At 53.4% G+C, this 19,050-nt stretch carries 21 protein-coding genes; 6 read left to right on the top strand and 15 right to left on the bottom strand.

Annotation, left to right across the window (positions count from 1 at the left end; all coding sequences use genetic code 11):
- Positions 1-86 precede the first annotated feature (86 nt).
- The 11 genes from flgL to flgB all read right to left on the bottom strand — a co-directional run bounded on the left by flgL (position 87) and on the right by flgB (position 9,980).
- The gene (gene flgL / locus FDW94_RS20660) at positions 87-1,040 is read right to left on the bottom strand and encodes a flagellar hook-associated protein FlgL (protein WP_048235651.1); all 954 of its coding nucleotides are present in this window, start codon (positions 1,038-1,040) and stop codon (positions 87-89) included.
- Between the two features lie 14 nt (positions 1,041-1,054).
- Entirely contained in the window at positions 1,055-2,713 is a 1,659-nt protein-coding gene (flgK, locus tag FDW94_RS20655) for a flagellar hook-associated protein FlgK (RefSeq protein WP_071444809.1), read from the bottom strand.
- 64 nt (positions 2,714-2,777) lie between these two features.
- Entirely contained in the window at positions 2,778-3,728 is a 951-nt protein-coding gene (gene flgJ, locus FDW94_RS20650) for a flagellar assembly peptidoglycan hydrolase FlgJ (RefSeq protein ID WP_016152632.1), read from the bottom strand.
- The gene (locus tag FDW94_RS20645; protein WP_050579918.1) at positions 3,728-4,804 is read right to left on the bottom strand and encodes a flagellar basal body P-ring protein FlgI; all 1,077 of its coding nucleotides are present in this window, start codon (positions 4,802-4,804) and stop codon (positions 3,728-3,730) included. The genes flgJ and FDW94_RS20645 overlap by 1 nt, the downstream gene beginning before the upstream one ends.
- A gap of 33 nt (positions 4,805-4,837) precedes the next feature.
- Positions 4,838-5,536, bottom strand: coding sequence for a flagellar basal body L-ring protein FlgH (locus FDW94_RS20640; RefSeq protein WP_032934415.1), 699 nt, complete (start codon positions 5,534-5,536; stop codon positions 4,838-4,840).
- Positions 5,537-5,593: 57 nt separating this feature from the next.
- Entirely contained in the window at positions 5,594-6,376 is a 783-nt protein-coding gene (gene flgG / locus FDW94_RS20635) for a flagellar basal-body rod protein FlgG (RefSeq protein ID WP_003036202.1), read from the bottom strand.
- Between the two features lie 13 nt (positions 6,377-6,389).
- On the bottom strand, positions 6,390-7,145 hold the full coding sequence (locus tag FDW94_RS20630) for a flagellar basal body rod protein FlgF (RefSeq protein ID WP_003832161.1): 756 nt from the start codon (positions 7,143-7,145) through the stop codon (positions 6,390-6,392).
- Between the two features lie 20 nt (positions 7,146-7,165).
- On the bottom strand, positions 7,166-8,419 hold the full coding sequence (flgE, locus tag FDW94_RS20625; RefSeq protein WP_079937971.1) for a flagellar hook protein FlgE: 1,254 nt from the start codon (positions 8,417-8,419) through the stop codon (positions 7,166-7,168).
- Between the two features lie 26 nt (positions 8,420-8,445).
- Entirely contained in the window at positions 8,446-9,144 is a 699-nt protein-coding gene (gene flgD, locus FDW94_RS20620; RefSeq protein WP_003832158.1) for a flagellar hook assembly protein FlgD, read from the bottom strand.
- An 11-nt stretch (positions 9,145-9,155) separates the two neighbouring features.
- The gene (gene flgC / locus FDW94_RS20615) at positions 9,156-9,560 is read right to left on the bottom strand and encodes a flagellar basal body rod protein FlgC (protein WP_003036191.1); all 405 of its coding nucleotides are present in this window, start codon (positions 9,558-9,560) and stop codon (positions 9,156-9,158) included.
- Positions 9,561-9,563: 3 nt separating this feature from the next.
- The gene (flgB, locus tag FDW94_RS20610) at positions 9,564-9,980 is read right to left on the bottom strand and encodes a flagellar basal body rod protein FlgB (protein ID WP_003036189.1); all 417 of its coding nucleotides are present in this window, start codon (positions 9,978-9,980) and stop codon (positions 9,564-9,566) included.
- A 157-nt stretch (positions 9,981-10,137) separates the two neighbouring features.
- On the opposite strand from flgB, the gene flgA reads away from it, so the two are divergent.
- The 3 genes from flgA to flgN all read left to right on the top strand — a co-directional run bounded on the left by flgA (position 10,138) and on the right by flgN (position 11,610).
- Positions 10,138-10,797, top strand: coding sequence for a flagellar basal body P-ring formation chaperone FlgA (flgA, locus tag FDW94_RS20605; RefSeq protein ID WP_008784358.1), 660 nt, complete (start codon positions 10,138-10,140; stop codon positions 10,795-10,797).
- A gap of 93 nt (positions 10,798-10,890) precedes the next feature.
- The gene (gene flgM / locus FDW94_RS20600) at positions 10,891-11,184 is read left to right on the top strand and encodes a flagellar biosynthesis anti-sigma factor FlgM (RefSeq protein WP_032942956.1); all 294 of its coding nucleotides are present in this window, start codon (positions 10,891-10,893) and stop codon (positions 11,182-11,184) included.
- Positions 11,185-11,187: 3 nt separating this feature from the next.
- The gene (gene flgN, locus FDW94_RS20595) at positions 11,188-11,610 is read left to right on the top strand and encodes a flagella biosynthesis chaperone FlgN (protein WP_003036178.1); all 423 of its coding nucleotides are present in this window, start codon (positions 11,188-11,190) and stop codon (positions 11,608-11,610) included.
- Between the two features lie 85 nt (positions 11,611-11,695).
- Here the strand turns inward: flgN and murJ are convergent, their stop codons facing one another.
- From murJ to rimJ, 4 genes are all read right to left on the bottom strand, one after another.
- Positions 11,696-13,231 (bottom strand): murein biosynthesis integral membrane protein MurJ, encoded by a 1,536-nt coding sequence (murJ, locus tag FDW94_RS20590; RefSeq protein ID WP_003832150.1) that lies wholly within the window; start codon positions 13,229-13,231, stop codon positions 11,696-11,698.
- A 222-nt stretch (positions 13,232-13,453) separates the two neighbouring features.
- A complete protein-coding gene (locus tag FDW94_RS20585) occupies positions 13,454-14,377 on the bottom strand; it encodes a Gfo/Idh/MocA family oxidoreductase (RefSeq protein WP_032942955.1) in 924 nt (307 codons plus the stop codon).
- Between the two features lies 1 nt (position 14,378).
- A complete protein-coding gene (locus FDW94_RS20580) occupies positions 14,379-15,026 on the bottom strand; it encodes a YceH family protein (RefSeq protein ID WP_137378165.1) in 648 nt (215 codons plus the stop codon).
- A 34-nt stretch (positions 15,027-15,060) separates the two neighbouring features.
- Complete coding sequence (gene rimJ / locus FDW94_RS20575) at positions 15,061-15,645, bottom strand: ribosomal protein S5-alanine N-acetyltransferase (protein WP_003832145.1); 585 nt, start codon at positions 15,643-15,645, stop codon at positions 15,061-15,063.
- Between the two features lie 259 nt (positions 15,646-15,904).
- On the opposite strand from rimJ, the gene mdtH reads away from it, so the two are divergent.
- The 3 genes from mdtH (at position 15,905) to pyrC (ending at position 18,940) form a co-directional block, all read left to right on the top strand.
- A complete protein-coding gene (gene mdtH / locus FDW94_RS20570; protein ID WP_137378164.1) occupies positions 15,905-17,113 on the top strand; it encodes a multidrug efflux MFS transporter MdtH in 1,209 nt (402 codons plus the stop codon).
- A gap of 114 nt (positions 17,114-17,227) precedes the next feature.
- Positions 17,228-17,788, top strand: a complete 561-nt coding sequence (locus FDW94_RS20565; protein WP_020996498.1) for a lipoprotein — start codon at positions 17,228-17,230, stop codon at positions 17,786-17,788.
- Between the two features lie 105 nt (positions 17,789-17,893).
- On the top strand, positions 17,894-18,940 hold the full coding sequence (gene pyrC, locus FDW94_RS20560) for a dihydroorotase (protein WP_137378163.1): 1,047 nt from the start codon (positions 17,894-17,896) through the stop codon (positions 18,938-18,940).
- Positions 18,941-19,050: the final 110 nt, after the last annotated feature.

The following is a 19,050-nucleotide window of genomic DNA, read 5'->3' as shown; positions in this document are numbered from 1 at the left end:
TTGCCTAAAAAAATGCCCGCTCCGGGGTGTTAAAGGAGCGGGCAGACAAACATACCCAGTTTCAAGATATGTTTCAAAACGAGGCGTTAACGATTGAGCTGGAACAACGACATTCCCTGCATATCGGTGAACGCTTTATAGGATGCCTGTAGCGCAGCCTGCTGCATGACATAAGACGAGATCGCGGCGTTCCAGTCGACATCCACCAGATTACTCATCTGCTGAGTTTGGCCTAATGCACGATCGGCACCCAGTGAATCCAGCGAGCTTAATTCACTCAGCTGCGTACCTAATTCTGCACGAACAGACAGGACGTTATTCAACGAGTTTTTCAGGCCACGGCTGGTTTTATCAATGGCAGCAGCGGCTTTGTCTTTTGCCACATCATCACCCGCAATCGGGATTTTAAGCTCTGCAATCGCGCTATCCAGCATTTTAAACAGGTTCTTTTCCTGAGTGCCGCCACCAGGTTCCGGTACAGCGTTGCTGGTCAGGTTGGCGAATACTTTATCGCCAGTATGACCAATCACCATGGTTCGGGAGGCATCGACCTGTTGGGTAACGTTTGTTGTACCACCGCTGTAAGCGCCATCTGCCTGGGCAAACGGTGCAGATTCTGTTTTATATCCACCGAAAATATAGCGACCATTACCGTCGGTACTATTTGCCAGGTTCATCAGCTGATCGCGGATCCCCTGTAGGTCGGTGGCCAGCGATGCACGGTCATCATCACTTAACGTTCCGTTCCCGGCATAAACGATTTTTTCCTGTGCAGCCTGAATTGCCGTCGTCACCTGGCTCAGAACATTCTCTTCCAGCGACACCTTTTGCGTCGCGAATGAGCGTGCCAGCGTATATTGGCTGTTCTGCGCCTGAGCCTGAGAAAGTACCACGGCCTGCGAGGCGGCAATCGGATCGTCTGATGGGTTGATCACGCGTTTGCCTGTTGACATCTGCTCGCCGAACTTCATCCATTCAGCCTGAGAGTTAGTGATGCCACGCATATTCTGCTGGTACATCATCTGGGTGCTGATACGCATTGTGTCCCTCTCCCTTAGCGGATATTAATCAGTGCATCAAACAACGCATTCGCGGTCTGCAGCACTTGCGCGTTAGCCAGGTAATACTGCTGAAAACGCTGTAAATTACCGTACTCTTCGTCGAGGTTAACGCCGGAAATAGACTGTTGCTGCCGGTAAAGCTGTGTCACCACGTTGTTCTGGGTGGTGGCGCTGGTTTTCAGCGTAGCGGTTTTGTTCCCGACATCGCTTACCAGCGTGGCATATGCATCGTTGAAGGTCTTATTACCGACAGTCGCTTTGGTTTGCAGATCTAACAGTTTCTGACCGTTACGGTTGTCGCTCTTGCCTTTATCGATGGTGGGGTCCGTATCATTTTTAGACACTTGAGCCATGGCGATTTTCGACTCATCGGTCACCATAACTTTCATATCAACGATAGCGTTACTCACGGGTTTTACAGTAAAACTGTCATTAGCTTTCGCGCCAGCATTAACGGTGATTTCCATCCCGTCAAAGGACATTTTTCCACCGGTAACGGTGGCTTTGAAGCTGGTATTATCCGCCAGGCGAGTAACCTGCCAGTCCGTCCCATCAAAAACGATTTTATAATCTGTCGCCTGCACAGCGGAGCTGTCAGTGATCTTAGCGCTTAACGATCCTGTGCCCGTATTTTTCGCGTTGTTGAAGACTTCCGGGCTGCCGATAGCAAAGAAATCCTTACCCTGATCGCCGTTGGCATCAAAACCTTCTTTATGCTGGGCGTTAAATGCACTGGCAAATGCAAGCGCCAGTTGGCCGAGGGTATTACGCGTCTGATCCAGTTCCTGAGAACGGAAGGTGAGCAGTCCGCCCAGTGAACCGGTATTCAGCAGTTTCTCTGGAATTTCAACAGCTCCGGCAACGCCATCAACGTAGGCCACGGTTGTACGATTAGGATCATCGCTGGAAGGCACTGCCGCCAGTTGACGTGCATTGCTGCCCTGCACCAGCGAATAGCCGTTGGCCATGGTCAGGTTGTAAGTGCCACCATCCTGAACGCTGACTTCAACACCGACAATCTGATTCAATTCACTGACCAGCTGATCGCGCTGGTCAAGCAGGTCGTTAGGAGACGCACCTGCGCCGACGCCTGTCATACGAGAAATCTGGTCGTTGAGGCTGGCAATTTGTTTCGAATAGTTGTTGATCTGATCAACGCTGGCTTTAATCGCGGTGTTGACCTGCTTATCCTGATCGCGCAGATACTGGTCGGTCGTTTTAAACTGATTCACCAACCCATCAGCTTTACCGATTAGCGCCTGGCGTGCCGCCGGATCTTCGGCGTTGCTGACCAGCGTTTGCAGGCTGGTAAAAAAGTCCTGCATGGAGGTCGAAATAGAACTGGTTTTGCTGGAGAGCAGATTGTCGATTTTTGACATTTGCTCATAACGTGTCGTCAGACCGCTGCTCTGGTTCTGCGCTGCTCGCAACTGGTTAGTGATAAAGGAGTCATATTCACGTTGTACACCAGAAACATAGACACCATTGCCTACCCAGCCCCCCGCACCCAGCGTGCTGTTCGCTTGCGCCATAATTGTCGTCTGTCGGGTATATCCGGCAACGTTATAGCTGGAGATGTTGTTACTGGCAGTATTCAACGCGGCCTGCGCTGCGCTGAGTCCACTCATCGCGTTATTAATCAAGCTGGACATGGAGGTTCCTTGTAATCCTTCAATACTCGTTATTATCGGCAGCAGGTCGGTAGACTTGAGCTATTTAAAAGAGATTATCGATGTTCGTGCTGTAGGTTTTGCTCACTTTTTCACTCATCGATTTCAACTGCTGGATCATGCTGGTTAATTTTCGCGCATAGTTAGGGTCTGTGGCGTAACCCGCATTTTGCAATGCCTGCGCCCCTTGCTCGGCGGTCGCGGCAGCGGTCACTGCCGCATAGCGCGGGTTACGCGATATCAGACCGACATAATCCGACAACGCTTCAAGGTAAGAGCTATAGACACGGAATCTGGCTTTCACCTTTTTCGCCTCACCGTTCTCATATTCAGTCGTGGTGATTTCAGTGGTTGGACCTTTCCAGCTTCCTGAAGCCTTCACACCAAAAATGTTAAAGCTCGGTTCACCGTTCTCACGGCGAATTTGTCGCTGCCCCCATCCGGATTCCAGCGCCGCCTGTGCCAGAATCAGATGATGCGGGACCCCGCTTTGCTGGCTGGCCAGCTTAGCTGGCAGCGATAGCTGGGCGAGGAAGTCTTTACTGTCACCTGACAGCGGCTCATCATTGCTTTCCGTCGCCCGGGGGATGGCTTTGCGGACCAGTTGCGTCAATGCCTGATTTTGATAGCTGGTCACCGTTTCCAGTGAAAACTTCATCGGCACCTGCGGCGCGTCATCCGCAGGTTGCGCTTGCCCTTCAGTCATCTGCTTGACCATCATTTCAGCCAGCCCCAGACCTTTGCCTGCGGTCATTTGCTGCGCAATTTGTTGGTCATACATACTGGTATACAAGCGCGTTGAATCGCTGCTAAACACGCCATCTTTCGGCAGCGCTTCACGCATGCTTTTCAGCATCATCTGCACGAACATCCCTTCAACCTGACGGGCGACCGGACGGATATTCGCCGCCGGGTCCTGGCCCGCTTTCGCTTTCAGTTCGTTCAGTGATTGCGCATCCCAGGCGGCGCTGGTCAGCAGTTTGCTGTCACCAATCATTAGATGATTTCCAGTTTGGCGCGTAAGCAACCCGCGCTCTGCATCGATTGCAGAATGGACATCAGATCCATCGGCGTTGCCCCCAGCGCATTCAGCGCACGTACCACATTGTTCAGGTTGGCGCTGGAACGCACGCTTTGCAACGAACCACCGCTCTGGCGCAGGTCAATCTGGGTTTGAGGCGTCACCACGGTTTGTCCACCGCCAAATGGTGTGTCCGGCTGGCTGACGTTCGCCTGGCGGTTTACCGTAATCGACAAGTTGCCTTGTGCCACAGCACAGCTATCCAGCGTCACTTCGCGGTTCATGACGACAGATCCGGTGCGCGAGTTGATAATCACTTTCGCATCCTGCGGCGTGACATTCACCTCAATATTCTGGATATCAGCGAGGAAACGCACCTGCGAGCTGTTACCGCTTGGCACGCGCACCTGAATGGTTCGGGCATCCAATGCTGTTGCGCTACCAAAGCCACGCGCGCGGTTGATGGTGTCGGTAATCTGCTGCGCCATCGTGAAATCTTCATTATTAAGCTGCAGATTAATGGTGTTACCACCGCCGAACTGGCTGGGTAATTCACGTTCGATAATCGCGCCGTTGGTAATGCGTCCACCATTGAGCTGGTTAACCTGTACGCTACTGCCACCTGCAGCCGCGCCCGCACCGCCCACCAAAATATTCCCCTGAGCCAAGGCATACACCTGACTATCGACCCCTTTTAACGGGGTCATCAGCAGCGTACCGCCGCGCAGGCTTTTGGCATTCCCCATAGAGGAGACCACTACGTCGATGGTTTGTCCCTGACGACCGAATGCAGGAAACGACGCGGTAACCATCACCGCCGCCACGTTTTTCAGCTGCATATTGGTGCCAGTTGGCACGGTTATCCCCAACTGCGAAAGCATGTTATTGAGCGTTTGCGTCGTAAACGGCGTCTGTGTGGTCTGGTCACCCGTTCCATCCAGACCCACCACCAGCCCATAACCTATCAACGAGTTTTCCCGCACGCCCTGAACGCTTGTCAGGTCACGAATACGGTCAGCATGCGCAAAGGTGGTTATCAGCACCAGTACCATTCCAACAAAAGATTTAAACACTGGGTACCTCGCTTACATCGGCGACAAGTTAAGGAAGAAACGCTGCAACCAGCCCATATTCTGCGCTTCATTGATGTAGCCGTTACCGACGTACTCAATACGCGCGTCCGCAACCTGGGTTGACGGTACGGAGTTGCTGCCACTGATGGTGCGCGGGTTAACAACCCCGGAGAAGCGGATGAATTCAGTGCCCTGATTTATAGCGATCTGTTTTTCACCCACGACATGTAAGTTGCCATTCACCAGTACCTGATCGACCGTTACGGTCAGCGTACCGCTGAAGGTATTTCTGGCGTTCGCGCCGCCTTTACCGTTAAAGGAGTTGCCGCCGGAGGCTTCTACGTCGGCACGTTCGTTACCGAACAATCCTTCCAGATAGCGCGGTACGGTATCAAAGCCAAAGTTTGTCTTGCCGTCGCGGCTGGCGTTCGCCGAAGAGCTTTTGCTCGCGCTGACGTTTTCCTGCAATACGATGGTCAGCGTATCGCCAATATTGCGTGGACGACGATCTTCAAAGAGTGGCTGATAACCATAGTTAATCGGTTGTGCCGACTGGAAGATTGAGCCATTCGCCACCGGCGTTGGACCGGGAACTGGCTGGGCAGACGTTGCGCCCTGCACGAGCGGCGTGGCCGGGATCCAGGCACATCCTGTTAGTGAAACCACCAGCAGGGCTAAAATTGGGTAAGGGTGAAGCGCGTATTTTCGCATTGCGGTCATCTTCAAAATCAGTGTGCCGGTGAGGTTTTCACCCCACCGGGCTCCACTTTAGAGTTGCGTCAGTTTTTGCAGCATCTGATCGGTGGTCGATACCGCTTTACTGTTGATTTCGTAAGCGCGCTGAACCTGGATCATGTTTACCAGCTCTTCCGCCACGTTGACGTTAGAGGTTTCAACATAGCCCTGATACAGCAGACCCGCGCCGTTCAGCCCTGGCGTGCTCTCATTCGGCGCACCGGATGACTGCGTTTCGGTGTACAGATTCTCACCAATGCTTTCCAGACCGGTATCGTTCATGAAGGTTGTCAGGTTAAGCTGCCCGACCTGAACAGGCGCCGCCTGCCCCTGTTGGGTCACGCTGACAATACCGTCACGTCCAATGGTGATACTGAGCGAGTTAGCCGGAATGGTGATGGCAGGCTGAACCTGAAAACCACCCGCCGTCACCAACTGACCGTTCTGATCCACCTGGAAAGAACCGTCGCGGGTATAAGCGGACGTACCATCGGGCAACATGACCTGGAAAAAGCCCTGGCCTTTAATCGCCACATCTTTACTGTTGTTGGTCTGCGACAGGTTACCCTGGCTGTGTAAACGCTCGGTCGCAACCGGACGTACGCCGGTACCAATCTGCAAACCAGACGGCAGTGTGGTCTGCTCAGAAGACTGTGCGCCAGGCTGACGAATCGTCTGGTACAACAGATCTTCAAATACGGCACGTTGGCGCTTAAATCCGTTGGTGCTGACGTTTGCCAGGTTGTTGGCAATCACATCCATGTTGGTTTGCTGCGCATCCAGGCCGGTTTTGGCGATCCATAATGAACTGATCATAAAATGTCCTGTATTAACTCATCGACAGCAGTTGGTTGGCGCGGCCCGCGTTATCATCCACGCTACTGATAATTTTCATCTGCATTTCAAAGCGGCGGGCGTTGGCGATCATGTCGCTCATCGCAGCAACCGGTTTAACGTTACTGCCTTCCAGCACGCCAGACATCACACGGATGCTGGGGTCAGCCTGTAACGTCGCACCACGGGTTGCCTGTGCGGCCTGGGTCAGACGGAACATACCGTCATCGCCACGTTGCACTTCAAGCCCTGTAGCCTTCACCAGCTTCAACCGCCCCACTGGCGCGACCGTATTAGCCGGATCGCCAGGGTTAAGTGCAGAAATGGTCCCGTCCGCCGCAATGGTGACTTCCGAGCCTTCTGGTACGGCGATCGGTCCGGCTTCGCCAATTACCGGGTGTCCCTGAATAGTCAGTTCACCCGTTGGGCTCACCTGAATAGCACCGTTACGGGTATATCCTTCGCTACCGTCCGCGGTCTGCACAGCCAACCAGCCATCCTGTTGCAGCGCCACATCCAGCGGGCGGGAGGTATAGTCCATCTGACCGGGCGTCATATCGGCCCCCGGCGTGGAGGCCACCACCAGCGTACGCGTTGGTAAAGACAATCCTTCTACAGGAACCGCGCGCAGTGCATTGAGCTGCGCACGAAACCCTGGCGTGGAGGCGTTTGCCAGGTTGCTGGCCGTCACCGCCTGTTGATTCAGCGTCTGACTGGCCGCGCCCATGGCGGTATAAATTGCGTGATCCATTAAGCCATCCCGTCAGGCGCTTAGCGCAGGTTGACCAGCGTGTTGAGGATCTGATCCTGGGTTTTGATGGTCTGCGCGTTCGACTGATAGTTACGCTGGGCGACAATCATATTCACCAGTTCTTTACTCAAATCCACGTTTGACGCTTCCAGCGCGCCGTTGGTCAGCTTGCCGAAGTTACCTTCGCCTGCGGTACCCAGCAGCGCCACGCCGGAAGACTGAGTCGCCGCCCAGACGTTGTCGCCCTGAGACGCCAGACCTTCGTTGTTGGCAAAGTTTGCCAGCACGATCTGCCCCAGAACCTGTTGCTGTTCGTTGGAGTAGTTACCGACCACGGTACCGTCATTGTTAATCTGGTAGCTCACCAGATCGCCCGGCTTGTAGCCGTTCTGATTCGTGGCAACGATGTTGTTGGCACCGGTGTTCTGCTGCATGGAGTTCAGGAAGCTCAGGGAGAAATTAGCGACATCTGCGCCGTTAATCTGCCCTGTATCGATTCTGATATCCTTTGGCCAGACGGCTGGAGCCGTCGGTGGTACTTCGGCTGCCGTGGCGCTAATCCCTAAAAACACACCGTTTTCGTTAAAGCGCATAAACCCGGCTGATTTTGCAGGATCGCCGGTTGAAGCATCCTGAGTGTGAACTTCCCAGGTATTGCTCTGCGCATTTTTGACATAAAAAATATTCATGTCATGGGCGTTACCCTGGCTATCGAAAACGGTAACGGTGCCTTTTTTGTTGTAGGAGTCCGCATCGCTTGGGTTAAACGGGGTCTTGGTAGGGACCTTGTCAGTGGAGTTCAGGTTGACCTGCATTGACGCAGTGGTGGTGGATTTAGCCGCCATCAGCGTATTCGGGATAGTGATCGGTGCCGGGTTCGCCCCCTGCTGAACCGTCGGTGGTGTACCGGTAGCCGGATAGCCCGTCAGCTGCAGCCCCTGCATGTTAACGATATTGCGGTTTTCATCGAGCTTGAACTGACCGTTACGGCTATAGAAAACGGAACCGTTGCTGTCTACCATACGGAAAAAACCGTTCTGGCTGATAGCAACATCCAGCCCACGTCCGGTGTTTGTGGTAGTACCGTCGGTAAAGTCCTGAGTAATACCCGCAACTTTAACGCCCAAACCGACTTTCGAACCGGCAAACATATCGGCAAAAGATGCCGTGCCAGATTTAAAACCGTAGGTGGCGGAGTTGGCAATGTTGTTACCAATGACATCGAGGTTGGTCGCTGCAGCGTTCAGACCGCTGACCGCTTGAGAAAAGGCCATGACTTACTCCTGATAAGTGTGAAGGCTTAAATTATCTGCCGTACTTCGTCGAGGGTGGTGGTTCCATAAGTGCCCAGATCCAGCGTATTACCGCCGTTACTGCGAATAACGCCCTGCACCAGCGCAAACTGAAGCGGCTGTGCCACCAGTTGCGTTCCGCCATTACTGGCAGCAATTGACACGTTGTAAGAACCGCTTGGTGCATCCGTGCCATCGGTCATGGTGCCGTCCCAGGTAAAGGTATGAACGCCCGCTTTCAATCCACCAATGTCAATGGTGCGTACCACTTTGCCGTCTTTATCGGTAATGGTTGCGGTAACCTTATCTGCCGGTTGCTGCAGCTCAACGCCAAATGGGGTTGTCGTAGTTTTGGCACCTTCTTCTGTCCCTTTACCGGTCAGAATGGTCGTACCCGGGATCATGACACCGTGGCCAATCAGCGTACTGGCCTGCAGTGACTGACTATTGTCGATCTGCCCGGAGATCGATCCCAGCGTAGTGTTCAGTTTCTCAATCCCGCTCACGGTACTGATTTGCGCCAACTGGGTAGTCAGTTCGTTGTTTTGCAACGGGTTGGTAGGGTCCTGGTTTTTCAGTTGTGCAACCAGCAGCGTAAGAAAGCTGCTTTGCAGGTCAGCGGCGTTGCTGCCCGTCAGGGAGCTGTTTCCCGTGGCGGCATTAACCCCCGTCGTGCTCGGGTCATTCATTTTTACAGCAATAGACATGTGCGCCTCCTTTACTGGCCTAGCGTCAGCGTTTTAAGCATCAAGCTTTTCACGGTGTTGAGCACTTCGACGTTTGCCTGGTAGCTACGTGAGGCAGACATGGTGTTGACCATCTCGCCAACAACGTCCACATTCGGCATTTTTACGTAGCCGTTCGCATCGGCCAGCGGATTACCGGGTTCATAAACCAGCTTATCCGGCGCCTGACTTTCAATGACGTCAGCAACTTTTACGCCGCCGGTTGCCGCGCCTGGCGCAGCATCTACCTGAAAAACAACCTGTTTCGCGCGATACGGCTGACCGTCGGGTCCGCTGACGCTATCCGCATTCGCCATGTTACTGGCCGCGACGTTCAGGCGTTTAGACTGAGCCGTCAGCGCAGAACCTGCGATATCAAAAATATTTAACAGCGCCACGAATTAGTTCCCTCCTTGCAGCACGTTCATCATGCCTTTGATTTGTCCACCCAGCGCGGTCAGCCCCATTTGATACTTGAGGCTGTTGTCTGCAAATTGCGTGCGCTCCCGGTCCATATCTACCGTGTTGCCATCAAGAGATGGCTGGTCAGGAATACGGTAGAGCAGCTCCGTAGACGGCGCAGAAACGGTCTGGGCCGGAATGTGTTGTGCAGAGGTCAGCGTCAACGAAACGCCGCCGGTTTCTTCCCGTCCTCGCACCATGACTTTTTTTAATTCACTGGCGAAATCCAGGTCGCGCGCCTGATACCCCGGCGTGTCGGCATTGGCAATGTTGGCCGCCAATATTTCCTGGCGTTGGGCGCGCAAATTCAGCGCTTCCTGTTGAAAACGTAAGGCGGCGTCGAGCTTATCGAGCATATCTCCTCCGCAAGTGACAAAATTCAGCCGACAGCTTAAATCCCATTACGCGCGCGTTATCGCCGGAATAAACGCAAAATGCGTCGCTATTTGTTGCGTTGATGACTGCGTCACACAGGTAAAATCCTGCCACTACCTGAAAAAGCGCGAGGTTTTGATGCAAACGTTTAAACGTGGAATAGTCGTGGCAGCACTGCTGTTCAGCCCTATGACGCTGGCACAAGACCTGAATTCGCAGCTAACGGCATGGTTTTCCCAGCGCCTGGCCGGATTTAGCGATGAGGTGGTAGTCACTATCCGAACGTCACCAAACTTATTGCCCAACTGCGAACAACCGGCATTAAGCGTGTCAGGTAGCGCAAAACTGTGGGGCAATGTGAATGTGCTGGCCCGCTGTGCCAACGAAAAACGTTATCTGCAAGTGAACGTGCAGGCGACGGGAAACTACGTTGTTGCCGCTGCATCCGTAGCGCGAGGTAGCACCCTGACCCCAGCCAGCGTAACGCTGAAACGTGGTCGACTGGACCAACTACCGCCGCGCGCGGTGCTGGATATGAGTCAGGTGCAAGATGCAGTGAGCCTGCGCGATCTGGTGCCGGGCCAACCGATACAGCTTTCGATGTTGCGCCAGGCATGGCGGATCAAGGCCGGTCAGCGCGTACTGGTTATTGCCAACGGAGATGGATTTCGGGTCAATGCCGAAGGTAAAGCGCTGAACAACGCCGCTGTCGCACAGAATGCGCGAGTGCGGATGATTTCAGGCCAGGTGGTGAGCGGCGTCGTCGATTCTGATGGGAATATTCTTATTAACCTATAATAGGTTAAAGATTTTTTAGCGTGTGCCGATAGATAAACAACCAATGATTACAGCGGGCCGCTATAGCGTAACCCCTCGATGAGGAAAAATAAAATGAGCATTGATCGTACCTCACCATTGAAGCCAGTAAGCACCGTTCAGCCGCGTGAAACCAGCGATGCGCCGGTACAAAAAGCGCGGAAGGAAAAAACCACCGCGACCACCAGCACCAGCGTCATGCTGAGCGACGCCCAGGCCAAACTGATGCAGCCCGGCAGCAATGACATCAATATGGAACGCGTGGAAGCACTGAAAACCGCAATCCGTAACGGTGAATTGAAAATGGATACCGGAAAAATTGCCGACTCGCTGATTCGCGAGGCGCAGAGCTACCTACAGAGTAAATAAAGTATGACTCGTTTGTCAGAAATACTTGACCAGATGACGACCGTTCTCAATGACCTAAAAACGGTAATGGATGCTGAACAGCAGCAGCTTTCCGCAGGGCATATCAACGGCAGCCAGCTACAGCGTATTACAGAAGAAAAAAGCTCCTTGCTGGCAACCCTTGATTATCTTGAGCAGCAGCGCCGCCTGGAACATGACGCCACGCGCAGCGCCAATGATGAGATTGCTGAACGCTGGCAGACTATCACCAAGAAAACACAGCATTTACGCGACCTCAACCAGCACAACGGTTGGCTGCTGGAAGGGCAGATCGAGCGTAATCAACAAGCAATACAAGTGCTGAAACCGCACCAGGAACCGGCGTTGTATGGCGCAAACGGTCAAACCTCTGCTGCGCACCGCGGCGGGAAAAAATTCTCTATTTGATGTCAGCCTGATAACGTTTTGCTTATCAGGCCTACGCCTTTTGTAGGCCGGATACGGCGTTATGCCGCCATCCGGCATTGATCCATTACGCCGTCCGGCGCACAAACTCTTTTACTTTAAAGCCCAGTACGGCGAGTGCTGCGAAGTAAGCGGCAATACCTGCCACCACGACCGCCATCAGACGCAGCAGACGCCACAACATCGTTCCCTGCGACCAATCCGGCATGATGTAGAGCATGCCAACCAGAACCGCAGACATCACCAGCACGGAAATCACCAGACGCGCCAGGAACCAGCTCCAGCCCGGTTGAGGGGTAAAGATTTTCTGTTTCCGCAGTTGCCAGTACAGCAGTGAAGCGTTCAGACATGCCGCCAGACCAATCGACAGCGACAATCCGGCATGCTTTAACGGCCCGATAAACGCCAGGTTCATCACCTGGGTCATAATCAGCGTCACAATGGCAATCTTCACTGGCGTTTTAATATCCTGGCGCGAGTAAAAGCCCGGAGCCAACACTTTCACCACGATCAAGCCAATCAAACCTACCGAGTACGCCACCAGCGCACGCTGGGTCATCGCGGCATCAAAGGCGGTAAATTTACCGTACTGGAACAGAGACACCGTCAGCGGTTTGGCCAGAATACCCAACGCTACGGCACTCGGTAATGCCAACAGGAAACACAAGCGCAGGCCCCAGTCCATCAGACGACAATATTCATCATGATTACCGCTGGAAAAGCTTTTGGACAGCGATGGCAGCAGGATAGTCCCCAGCGCCACGCCCAGAACACCGGACGGAAACTCCATCAGACGGTCGGCATAATACATCCATGAAACTGAGCCAGAGGCCAGAAACGAGGCGAAAATCGTATTGATGATCAGTGAAATCTGGCTGACCGATACCCCAAGGATCGCCGGGCCCATTTGCTTGACGACACGCATCGCCCCCGCATCACGGAAGTTCACGCGCGGCAGCACCAGCATGCCAATTTTCTTCAAGTGCGGAAGCTGATAAATCAGCTGTAGCACGCCGCCAACCGTAACGGCCCACGCCAGCGCCAGCACCGGCGGGTTAAAATAGGGTGCCGCAAATAGCGCGAAGCCGATCATGCTGATATTCAGAAAGGTCGGGGCAAACGCAGGAATGGAAAAGCGGTTCCAGGTATTAAGGATCGCACCAACCAGTGAGGCCAGTGAAATCAGTAGAATATAGGGAAAAGTGATCCGCAGCAGTTGAGTGGTCAGCGCAAATTTATCCGCTGTGTCGGCAAATCCCGGCGCGGTGACTAATATCACCCATGGCGCAGCCAACATCCCGGCTACCGTCACCACGGCCAGCGCCAGCGTCAGCAGTCCGGAAACGTAGGCAACAAACACGCGGGTAGCATCTTCCCCCTGCTTGCTTTTGTACTCAGCAAGAATCGGCACAAATGCCTGCGAAAATGCGCCTTCGGCAAAAATTCGGCGCAACAGGTTAGGAAGTTTGAATGCCACAAAAAAGGCATCTGTCGCCATCCCTGCACCAAAGATTCTGGCGACAATCGCATCACGCGCAAAACCCAGCACACGTGAAAACATCGTCATCGAGCTGACGGCTGCCAGCGACTTTAATAAATTCATCTATGTTGTATTCCAGACTCTGAGGCAAAACCCCGACAAACCTGCCCGTAGGTCGGATAAGGCATTCTCGCCGCCATCCGACACTTTTGCTGTGCCTGATGGCGACACCCTGGCACCTTATCAGGCCGACAAACCAGCCTATGGTTGAAAAGAGGTGTTATTTTGAGTGGGCATATAGTACCTGGATTACAATGAATTACTACCGCCAGATGTTACAGGGGGTTATTCAGCCATCGCCTCCCGCCACAGCTTTTCAACAACACGCTGGGCCAGTAGCGCCTGCTCGCCTGCCGTCTGGGGAACCGTCTGATTTTGCACGCACTCAATGAAATGACGCGCACATCCGGCAAAACCACGCTGTTCTAAGGTCGTTTGCCAGCCCGCTATCGGCTTATGAACAACACCTTGCCCACGCTCCTCCCGCCATTCCCGCATATCAGTGACGTCAATCAGGCCGCCGTCCGTCACCGCCTGCACGCTCTCGCGCTGGCTACCGGCACGGCGATGCATACTGGTCGTTATCTGCATTTGACCGACAGAAAAATGATGCTCGGCGTAGAGCATCGCACCAGATTCATTGGTCAGCAGCGTGCCGTTATTTAACTGCGCCTGCCCTCCCGCCAGCCACAAAGCGGTATCGACCACGTGCAGATAGTCGTCCAGCAGAGTGAAGCGCAGATCGTGCGGCCCAACGCTATCCGTACGGTGCTTATCCATACGTACAGACGCTGCGGTGCCCAACTGGGTTTTGAGATCCTGGTACAGCGGTGCAAATCGACGGTTAAACCCGACCATCAGCGTGAGTTTTTTCCGCGCGGCCAGCTCGACCAGTTGCTCAGCCTCGTGCAGGTTTTCCGCCAGCGGTTTATCCACACACACGTGAACTCCGGCATTCAGCAATTCACTAACTACCGCATAGTGCGTCGCGGTACTGGAATGGACGAACACCGCGTCGCAGGTTTGCGCCAGATTCTTCAATGAATCCACGTAGGGTATTCGCCAGGTGTCACAGATACGCTGTGCTTTATCGCGTGAAGGTGAAAATGCGCCTTGCAGCGTCCAGTCCGCGGAGGTGCCTAGCACGGGTAGCCAGGCCTTTTGCGCAATACCGCCCAGGCCGACTACGCCGATACGTAATTTTTTCACGTTAGTCTCCCAGGTGCGCCAGCAAGGAATCAAGTCGCTGCTTAAGCTCTGCGACTTCCGTTTCCAGCGCTTCCACGCGCGCCTGCAGATCACCGGAGGCTACAGGGGGTTCATCTGCCGCGGCAATGGCTTCATCAACCTCACCACAAAACAGGTGCATATAGCGACTTTCACGTTTGCCCGGCTCACGCGCCAGGCGGATCACATAAGGCCCATCTTCCCGGTTCGCCAGATTTTCCAGCGTCGACTCCACTTCGGCCATATCGCTGAATTCGTACATACGGGATGCGCGGCTACGCAGTTCACCAGGCGTCTGAGCGCCCCGCAGCAGCAGTGTGGTGATTATGGACACCTCTGCGGCACTAAGCTTCAGATTGCCAAATTCAGAGTTGCAGAAACGCTGCTCATATTTCGTGACGCGATTGCCAAAACCGCTCACCGTGCGCAGAAAATGTCGCTTAACCAGGTTATCCAACTGCTCCTGCACGTCCGATTCCGACAGGTTCATCACCGGTTCACGATTCGTTTTTTGATTGCAGGCTGTTACGACTCCATTAACGGAGAGTGGGTACTGTTCCGGCGTGGTCACTTGTTTTTCTAATAAACAGCCAATCACTCGCGCTTCGGTGGCGGTTAATTCGTATTTCATCGTCTTCTCCATTAATCATGGCTGCATCTGAAACTTAGCGGCCGGGGGTCCATTCTGATGTGGTCAACGCCGTCAGCACGTGATCGCGCCACTGCCCGTCAATCAGCAGGTAGTCTTTGGCATACCCTTCTTTTTCAAAACCCAGTCGCGCCAGCAGGTCACCGCTACGCTTATTATGTGGCATGTAGTTCGCCATAATGCGGTGAATATGCTGCGTGCGCTGCATATAACGGATGGCCGAGGTTAAGGCTTCATACATTAGCCCCTGCCCCTGCCATTTCTGCGCAATGGAGTAGCCGAGATAACAGGCATGGAAGGATCCCCGCACCACGTTTGAAAAGTTCGCAACGCCGATAATTTCTTTTTCGTCCGGATCGAGCAGCGCAAAATAATAGGCGGTGCCCTGTTTATGAAACTCAGAGATCATGCTCAGACGTGCCTGCCAGCCGGACGGATAGCAGTGGCTTTCATCGCGAATAGGTTCCCAGGGTTTTAAGAAATGACGATTTTCTGCGTAATAATCTGCCAGACGCCAGGCATCACGCTCATGCACTAAACGCACGACCAGGCGGTCGGTGGTTAAGCGCACTTTTGGCACGTTACTGCGATAGCCAAACATTCTATACCTACTCCTTCCCGTAACGTCTTCAATACGCTATTCGCATTACTATACCTGTGCGAATACGCCCTGTGAAAAGAGCAAAATGCCATTTTTTGAATTATTCACACATTTTGATGAAAACTCTCTATCAAGACGGACTTTTGATAAAAAAATATTGTCCCGCGAAGGGTGGGAAAAGCGATGACGACACCGCAGAATAGGAGGTGCTTATCTTTTAAACTCTATCCAGAGTGACGAGTTTTTCCCTGGAGGGGAAATGTCGCAAGTCTCGCAGGCAAGGAACCTGGGTAAATACTTCCTTCTCATCGATAATATGCTGGTCGTGCTGGGTTTCTTCGTCGTTTTCCCGCTGATCTCAATTCGTTTCGTCGACCAAATGGGCTGGGCCGCCGTGATGGTCGGTATTGCACTAGGATTACGTCAATTTATCCAGCAGGGGTTTGGTATTTTCGGCGGTGCTATTGCGGACCGTTTCGGTGCAAAACCGATGATCGTCACCGGCATGCTGATGCGCGCTGCCGGGTTCGCCACCATGGGCATTGCCCATGAGCCGTGGCTGCTGTGGTTTTCCTGCTTTCTCTCCGGACTGGGCGGTACACTATTCGACCCACCCCGCTCGGCGCTGGTGGTTAAACTGATCCGCCCGGAAAAGCGTGGGCGCTTTTTCTCTATTCTGATGATGCAGGATAGCGCCGGAGCCGTGGTTGGCGCGTTGCTTGGCAGTTGGTTATTACAATACGATTTCCGTCTTGTCTGTGCCACCGGCGCAATTTTGTTCGTTCTGTGCGCGGCGTTTAACGCCTGGCTGCTCCCGGCATGGAAGCTGTCGACGGTGAAAATTCCAGTGCGTGAAGGGATGAGCCACGTGATGCATGACAAGCGCTTTGTCACCTATGTGCTGACGCTGGCGGGCTATTACATGCTGGCGGTACAGGTGATGCTGATGCTGCCAATCATGGTGAACGACATAGCAGGTTCACCGGCTGCCGTGAAATGGATGTATGCCATCGAGGCGTGCCTCTCATTGACGCTGCTCTACCCAATTGCCCGCTGGAGTGAAAAACGTTTTCGCCTTGAACATCGTCTGATGGCCGGTCTGCTGGTGATGTCTCTGAGCATGATGCCGATCGGTCTGGTGGGGAATTTGCAGCAGTTGTTCACCCTGATCTGTACGTTCTATATTGGCTCGATCATCGCCGAACCCGCGCGTGAAACCCTTAGCGCCTCACTGGCGAATGCACGTGCCCGAGGAAGCTATATGGGCTTCAGTCGACTGGGGCTCGCTATCGGTGGCGCAATTGGATATATCGGCGGCGGCTGGCTGTTTGACATGGGCAAGGCCCTGGCACAGCCTGAGTTGCCCTGGATGATGCTCGGTATTATCGGCCTCATCACCTTCCTGGCGCTGGGCTGGCAATTCAGTCTCAAACGCCCAACGAGAGGCATGCTGGAGCCAGACGCCTGATAGCCGAACCTGCTTCCGGGCGCTTTTCAGTTTTTTCTGCTGGCGTCCGGGGCGCTGGTACTCGATGATGCTTTGTGTCACGATTACGCCACATGCATCATGTTGAGGAACCCCATGAAAAAGTTTTTTTTTGCCGCTGCACTGATTGTCAGCGGCCTGTTGGTTGGTTGTAATCAACTCACGCAATACACGGTTAGCGAGCAAGAAATTAATCAGGCCCTGGCAAAGCATAATAACTTTTCTAAAGATATCGGCTTGCCCGGCGTTGCTGAAGCACACATCGTACTAAATAATCTCGCCAGTCAGATTGGCCGTGAAGAACCCAATAAAGTGACGCTGACCGGTGATGCCAACCTGGACATGAATTCCCTGTTTGGCAGCCAAAAAGCGACCATGAAGCTGAAGTTAAAAGCCTTACCGGTATTCAACAAAGAGAAAGGCGCAATTTATCTGCAAGAGATGGAAGTCGTGGATGCGACCGTTACACCAGAAAAAATGCAGTCGGTACTGCAAACGCTGATGCCTTATTTAAACCAGTCGCTGCGTAACTATTTCAACCAGCAGCCAGCCTACATTCTGCAGGATGACAGTAGCCAGGGTGAAGCTCTGGCGAAAAAACTGGCGAAGGGAATTGAGGTGAAACCGGGGGAAATCATCATCCCGTTCACCGACTAATAAAACTGAGGGCGCCGATGCGCCCTTTTTTTTCGTGCAAACGAAAACGTTTCCGCTTATCCTTTGTTTCCGGCAAAAAAGACTATCCTCAGCCGGAGCATATTAATGACTGCACCATCCCAGGTTTTAAAGATCCGCCGCCCAGACGACTGGCATCTTCACTTTCGCGATGGCGACATGTTAAAAACTGTCGTGCCCTACACCAGTGAAATTTATGGTCGCGCCATTGTCATGCCGAACCTGGCACCGCCCGTCACCACGGTTGACGCGGCTATCGCTTATCGCCAGCGCATTCTTGACGCGGTACCTGCTGGACACGACTTCACACCATTAATGACCTGCTACTTAACGGATACGCTGGATCCCAACGAGCTGGAACGTGGATTTAACGAAGGCGTATTCACCGCAGCAAAACTCTATCCGGCCAATGCCACCACCAACTCGACGCATGGCGTAACCTCTATTGACGCCATCATGCCGGTGCTGGAGAGGATGGAAAAATTGGGTATGCCGCTGCTGGTGCACGGCGAAGTGACGCATGCAGATATCGATATTTTCGATCGCGAAGCGCGCTTTATTGAAACGGTGATGGAACCGCTGCGCCAGCGTTTGACCTCGCTGAAAGTAGTGTTCGAGCATATCACTACCAAAGATGCTGCCGAATACGTGCGCGACGGTAACGAGCTTCTGGCAGCGACTATTACGCCACAGCACCTGATGTTTAACCGCAACCACATGCTGGTTGGCGGGATTCGTCCTCACCTGTACTGCCTGCCGATCCTCAAACGTAACGTCCACCAACAGGCGCTGCGTGAACTGGTTGCCAGCGGGTTTACGCGCGCCTTCCTCGGTACCGACTCAGCGCCGCACGCACGTCATCGCAAAGAGTCAAGCTGTGGCTGTGCTGGATGCTTTAATGCACCGACCGCACTAGGCAGCTATGCCACCGTGTTTGAAGAGATGAATGCGCTGGACCATTTCGAAGCCTTCTGCTCACTCAACGGCCCACAGTTCTATGGTTTGCCGGTAAATGAGACCTTTATTGAGCTGGAACGCATGGAGCACATGGTTCCTGAGAGCATAGCGTTGGAAGACGATACGCTGGTGCCTTTCCTGGGTGGCGAAACGGTACGCTGGTCAGTAAAAAGCTAAAAAAAGTGTAGCCAATTGATTCGAATAACTGTATAAATAAACAGCATATTCAACAGGGGGCTACTATGCGTATTGAAGTCACTATTGCCAAAACTTCACCTTTACCTGCC

It is taken from the genome of Citrobacter sp. wls757 (assembly GCF_005280935.1).
Taxonomy (GTDB): Bacteria; Pseudomonadota; Gammaproteobacteria; order Enterobacterales; family Enterobacteriaceae; genus Citrobacter; species Citrobacter portucalensis.
The sequence above is the reverse complement of the archived record's forward strand: the minus strand, read 5'-3'. Positions and strand labels throughout refer to the sequence as shown.

What these genes read in the sequence shown, in the direction of transcription:
- flgL (WP_048235651.1), bottom strand. Translation starts at nt 1,040, where the DNA reads ATGCGTATCAGCACCCAGATGATGTACCAGCAGAATATGCGTGGCATC.
- flgK (WP_071444809.1), bottom strand. Translation starts at nt 2,713, where the DNA reads ATGTCCAGCTTGATTAATAACGCGATGAGTGGACTCAGCGCAGCGCAG.
- flgJ (WP_016152632.1), bottom strand. Translation starts at nt 3,728, where the DNA reads ATGATTGGTGACAGCAAACTGCTGACCAGCGCCGCCTGGGATGCGCAA.
- FDW94_RS20645 (WP_050579918.1), bottom strand. Translation starts at nt 4,804, where the DNA reads ATGGTACTGGTGCTGATAACCACCTTTGCGCATGCTGACCGTATTCGT.
- FDW94_RS20640 (WP_032934415.1), bottom strand. Translation starts at nt 5,536, where the DNA reads ATGCGAAAATACGCGCTTCACCCTTACCCAATTTTAGCCCTGCTGGTG.
- flgG (WP_003036202.1), bottom strand. Translation starts at nt 6,376, where the DNA reads ATGATCAGTTCATTATGGATCGCCAAAACCGGCCTGGATGCGCAGCAA.
- FDW94_RS20630 (WP_003832161.1), bottom strand. Translation starts at nt 7,145, where the DNA reads ATGGATCACGCAATTTATACCGCCATGGGCGCGGCCAGTCAGACGCTG.
- flgE (WP_079937971.1), bottom strand. Translation starts at nt 8,419, where the DNA reads ATGGCCTTTTCTCAAGCGGTCAGCGGTCTGAACGCTGCAGCGACCAAC.
- flgD (WP_003832158.1), bottom strand. Translation starts at nt 9,144, where the DNA reads ATGTCTATTGCTGTAAAAATGAATGACCCGAGCACGACGGGGGTTAAT.
- flgB (WP_003036189.1), bottom strand. Translation starts at nt 9,980, where the DNA reads ATGCTCGATAAGCTCGACGCCGCCTTACGTTTTCAACAGGAAGCGCTG.
- flgA (WP_008784358.1), top strand. Translation starts at nt 10,138, where the DNA reads ATGCAAACGTTTAAACGTGGAATAGTCGTGGCAGCACTGCTGTTCAGC.
- flgM (WP_032942956.1), top strand. Translation starts at nt 10,891, where the DNA reads ATGAGCATTGATCGTACCTCACCATTGAAGCCAGTAAGCACCGTTCAG.
- flgN (WP_003036178.1), top strand. Translation starts at nt 11,188, where the DNA reads ATGACTCGTTTGTCAGAAATACTTGACCAGATGACGACCGTTCTCAAT.
- murJ (WP_003832150.1), bottom strand. Translation starts at nt 13,231, where the DNA reads ATGAATTTATTAAAGTCGCTGGCAGCCGTCAGCTCGATGACGATGTTT.
- FDW94_RS20580 (WP_137378165.1), bottom strand. Translation starts at nt 15,026, where the DNA reads ATGAAATACGAATTAACCGCCACCGAAGCGCGAGTGATTGGCTGTTTA.
- rimJ (WP_003832145.1), bottom strand. Translation starts at nt 15,645, where the DNA reads ATGTTTGGCTATCGCAGTAACGTGCCAAAAGTGCGCTTAACCACCGAC.
- mdtH (WP_137378164.1), top strand. Translation starts at nt 15,905, where the DNA reads ATGTCGCAAGTCTCGCAGGCAAGGAACCTGGGTAAATACTTCCTTCTC.
- FDW94_RS20565 (WP_020996498.1), top strand. Translation starts at nt 17,228, where the DNA reads ATGAAAAAGTTTTTTTTTGCCGCTGCACTGATTGTCAGCGGCCTGTTG.
- pyrC (WP_137378163.1), top strand. Translation starts at nt 17,894, where the DNA reads ATGACTGCACCATCCCAGGTTTTAAAGATCCGCCGCCCAGACGACTGG.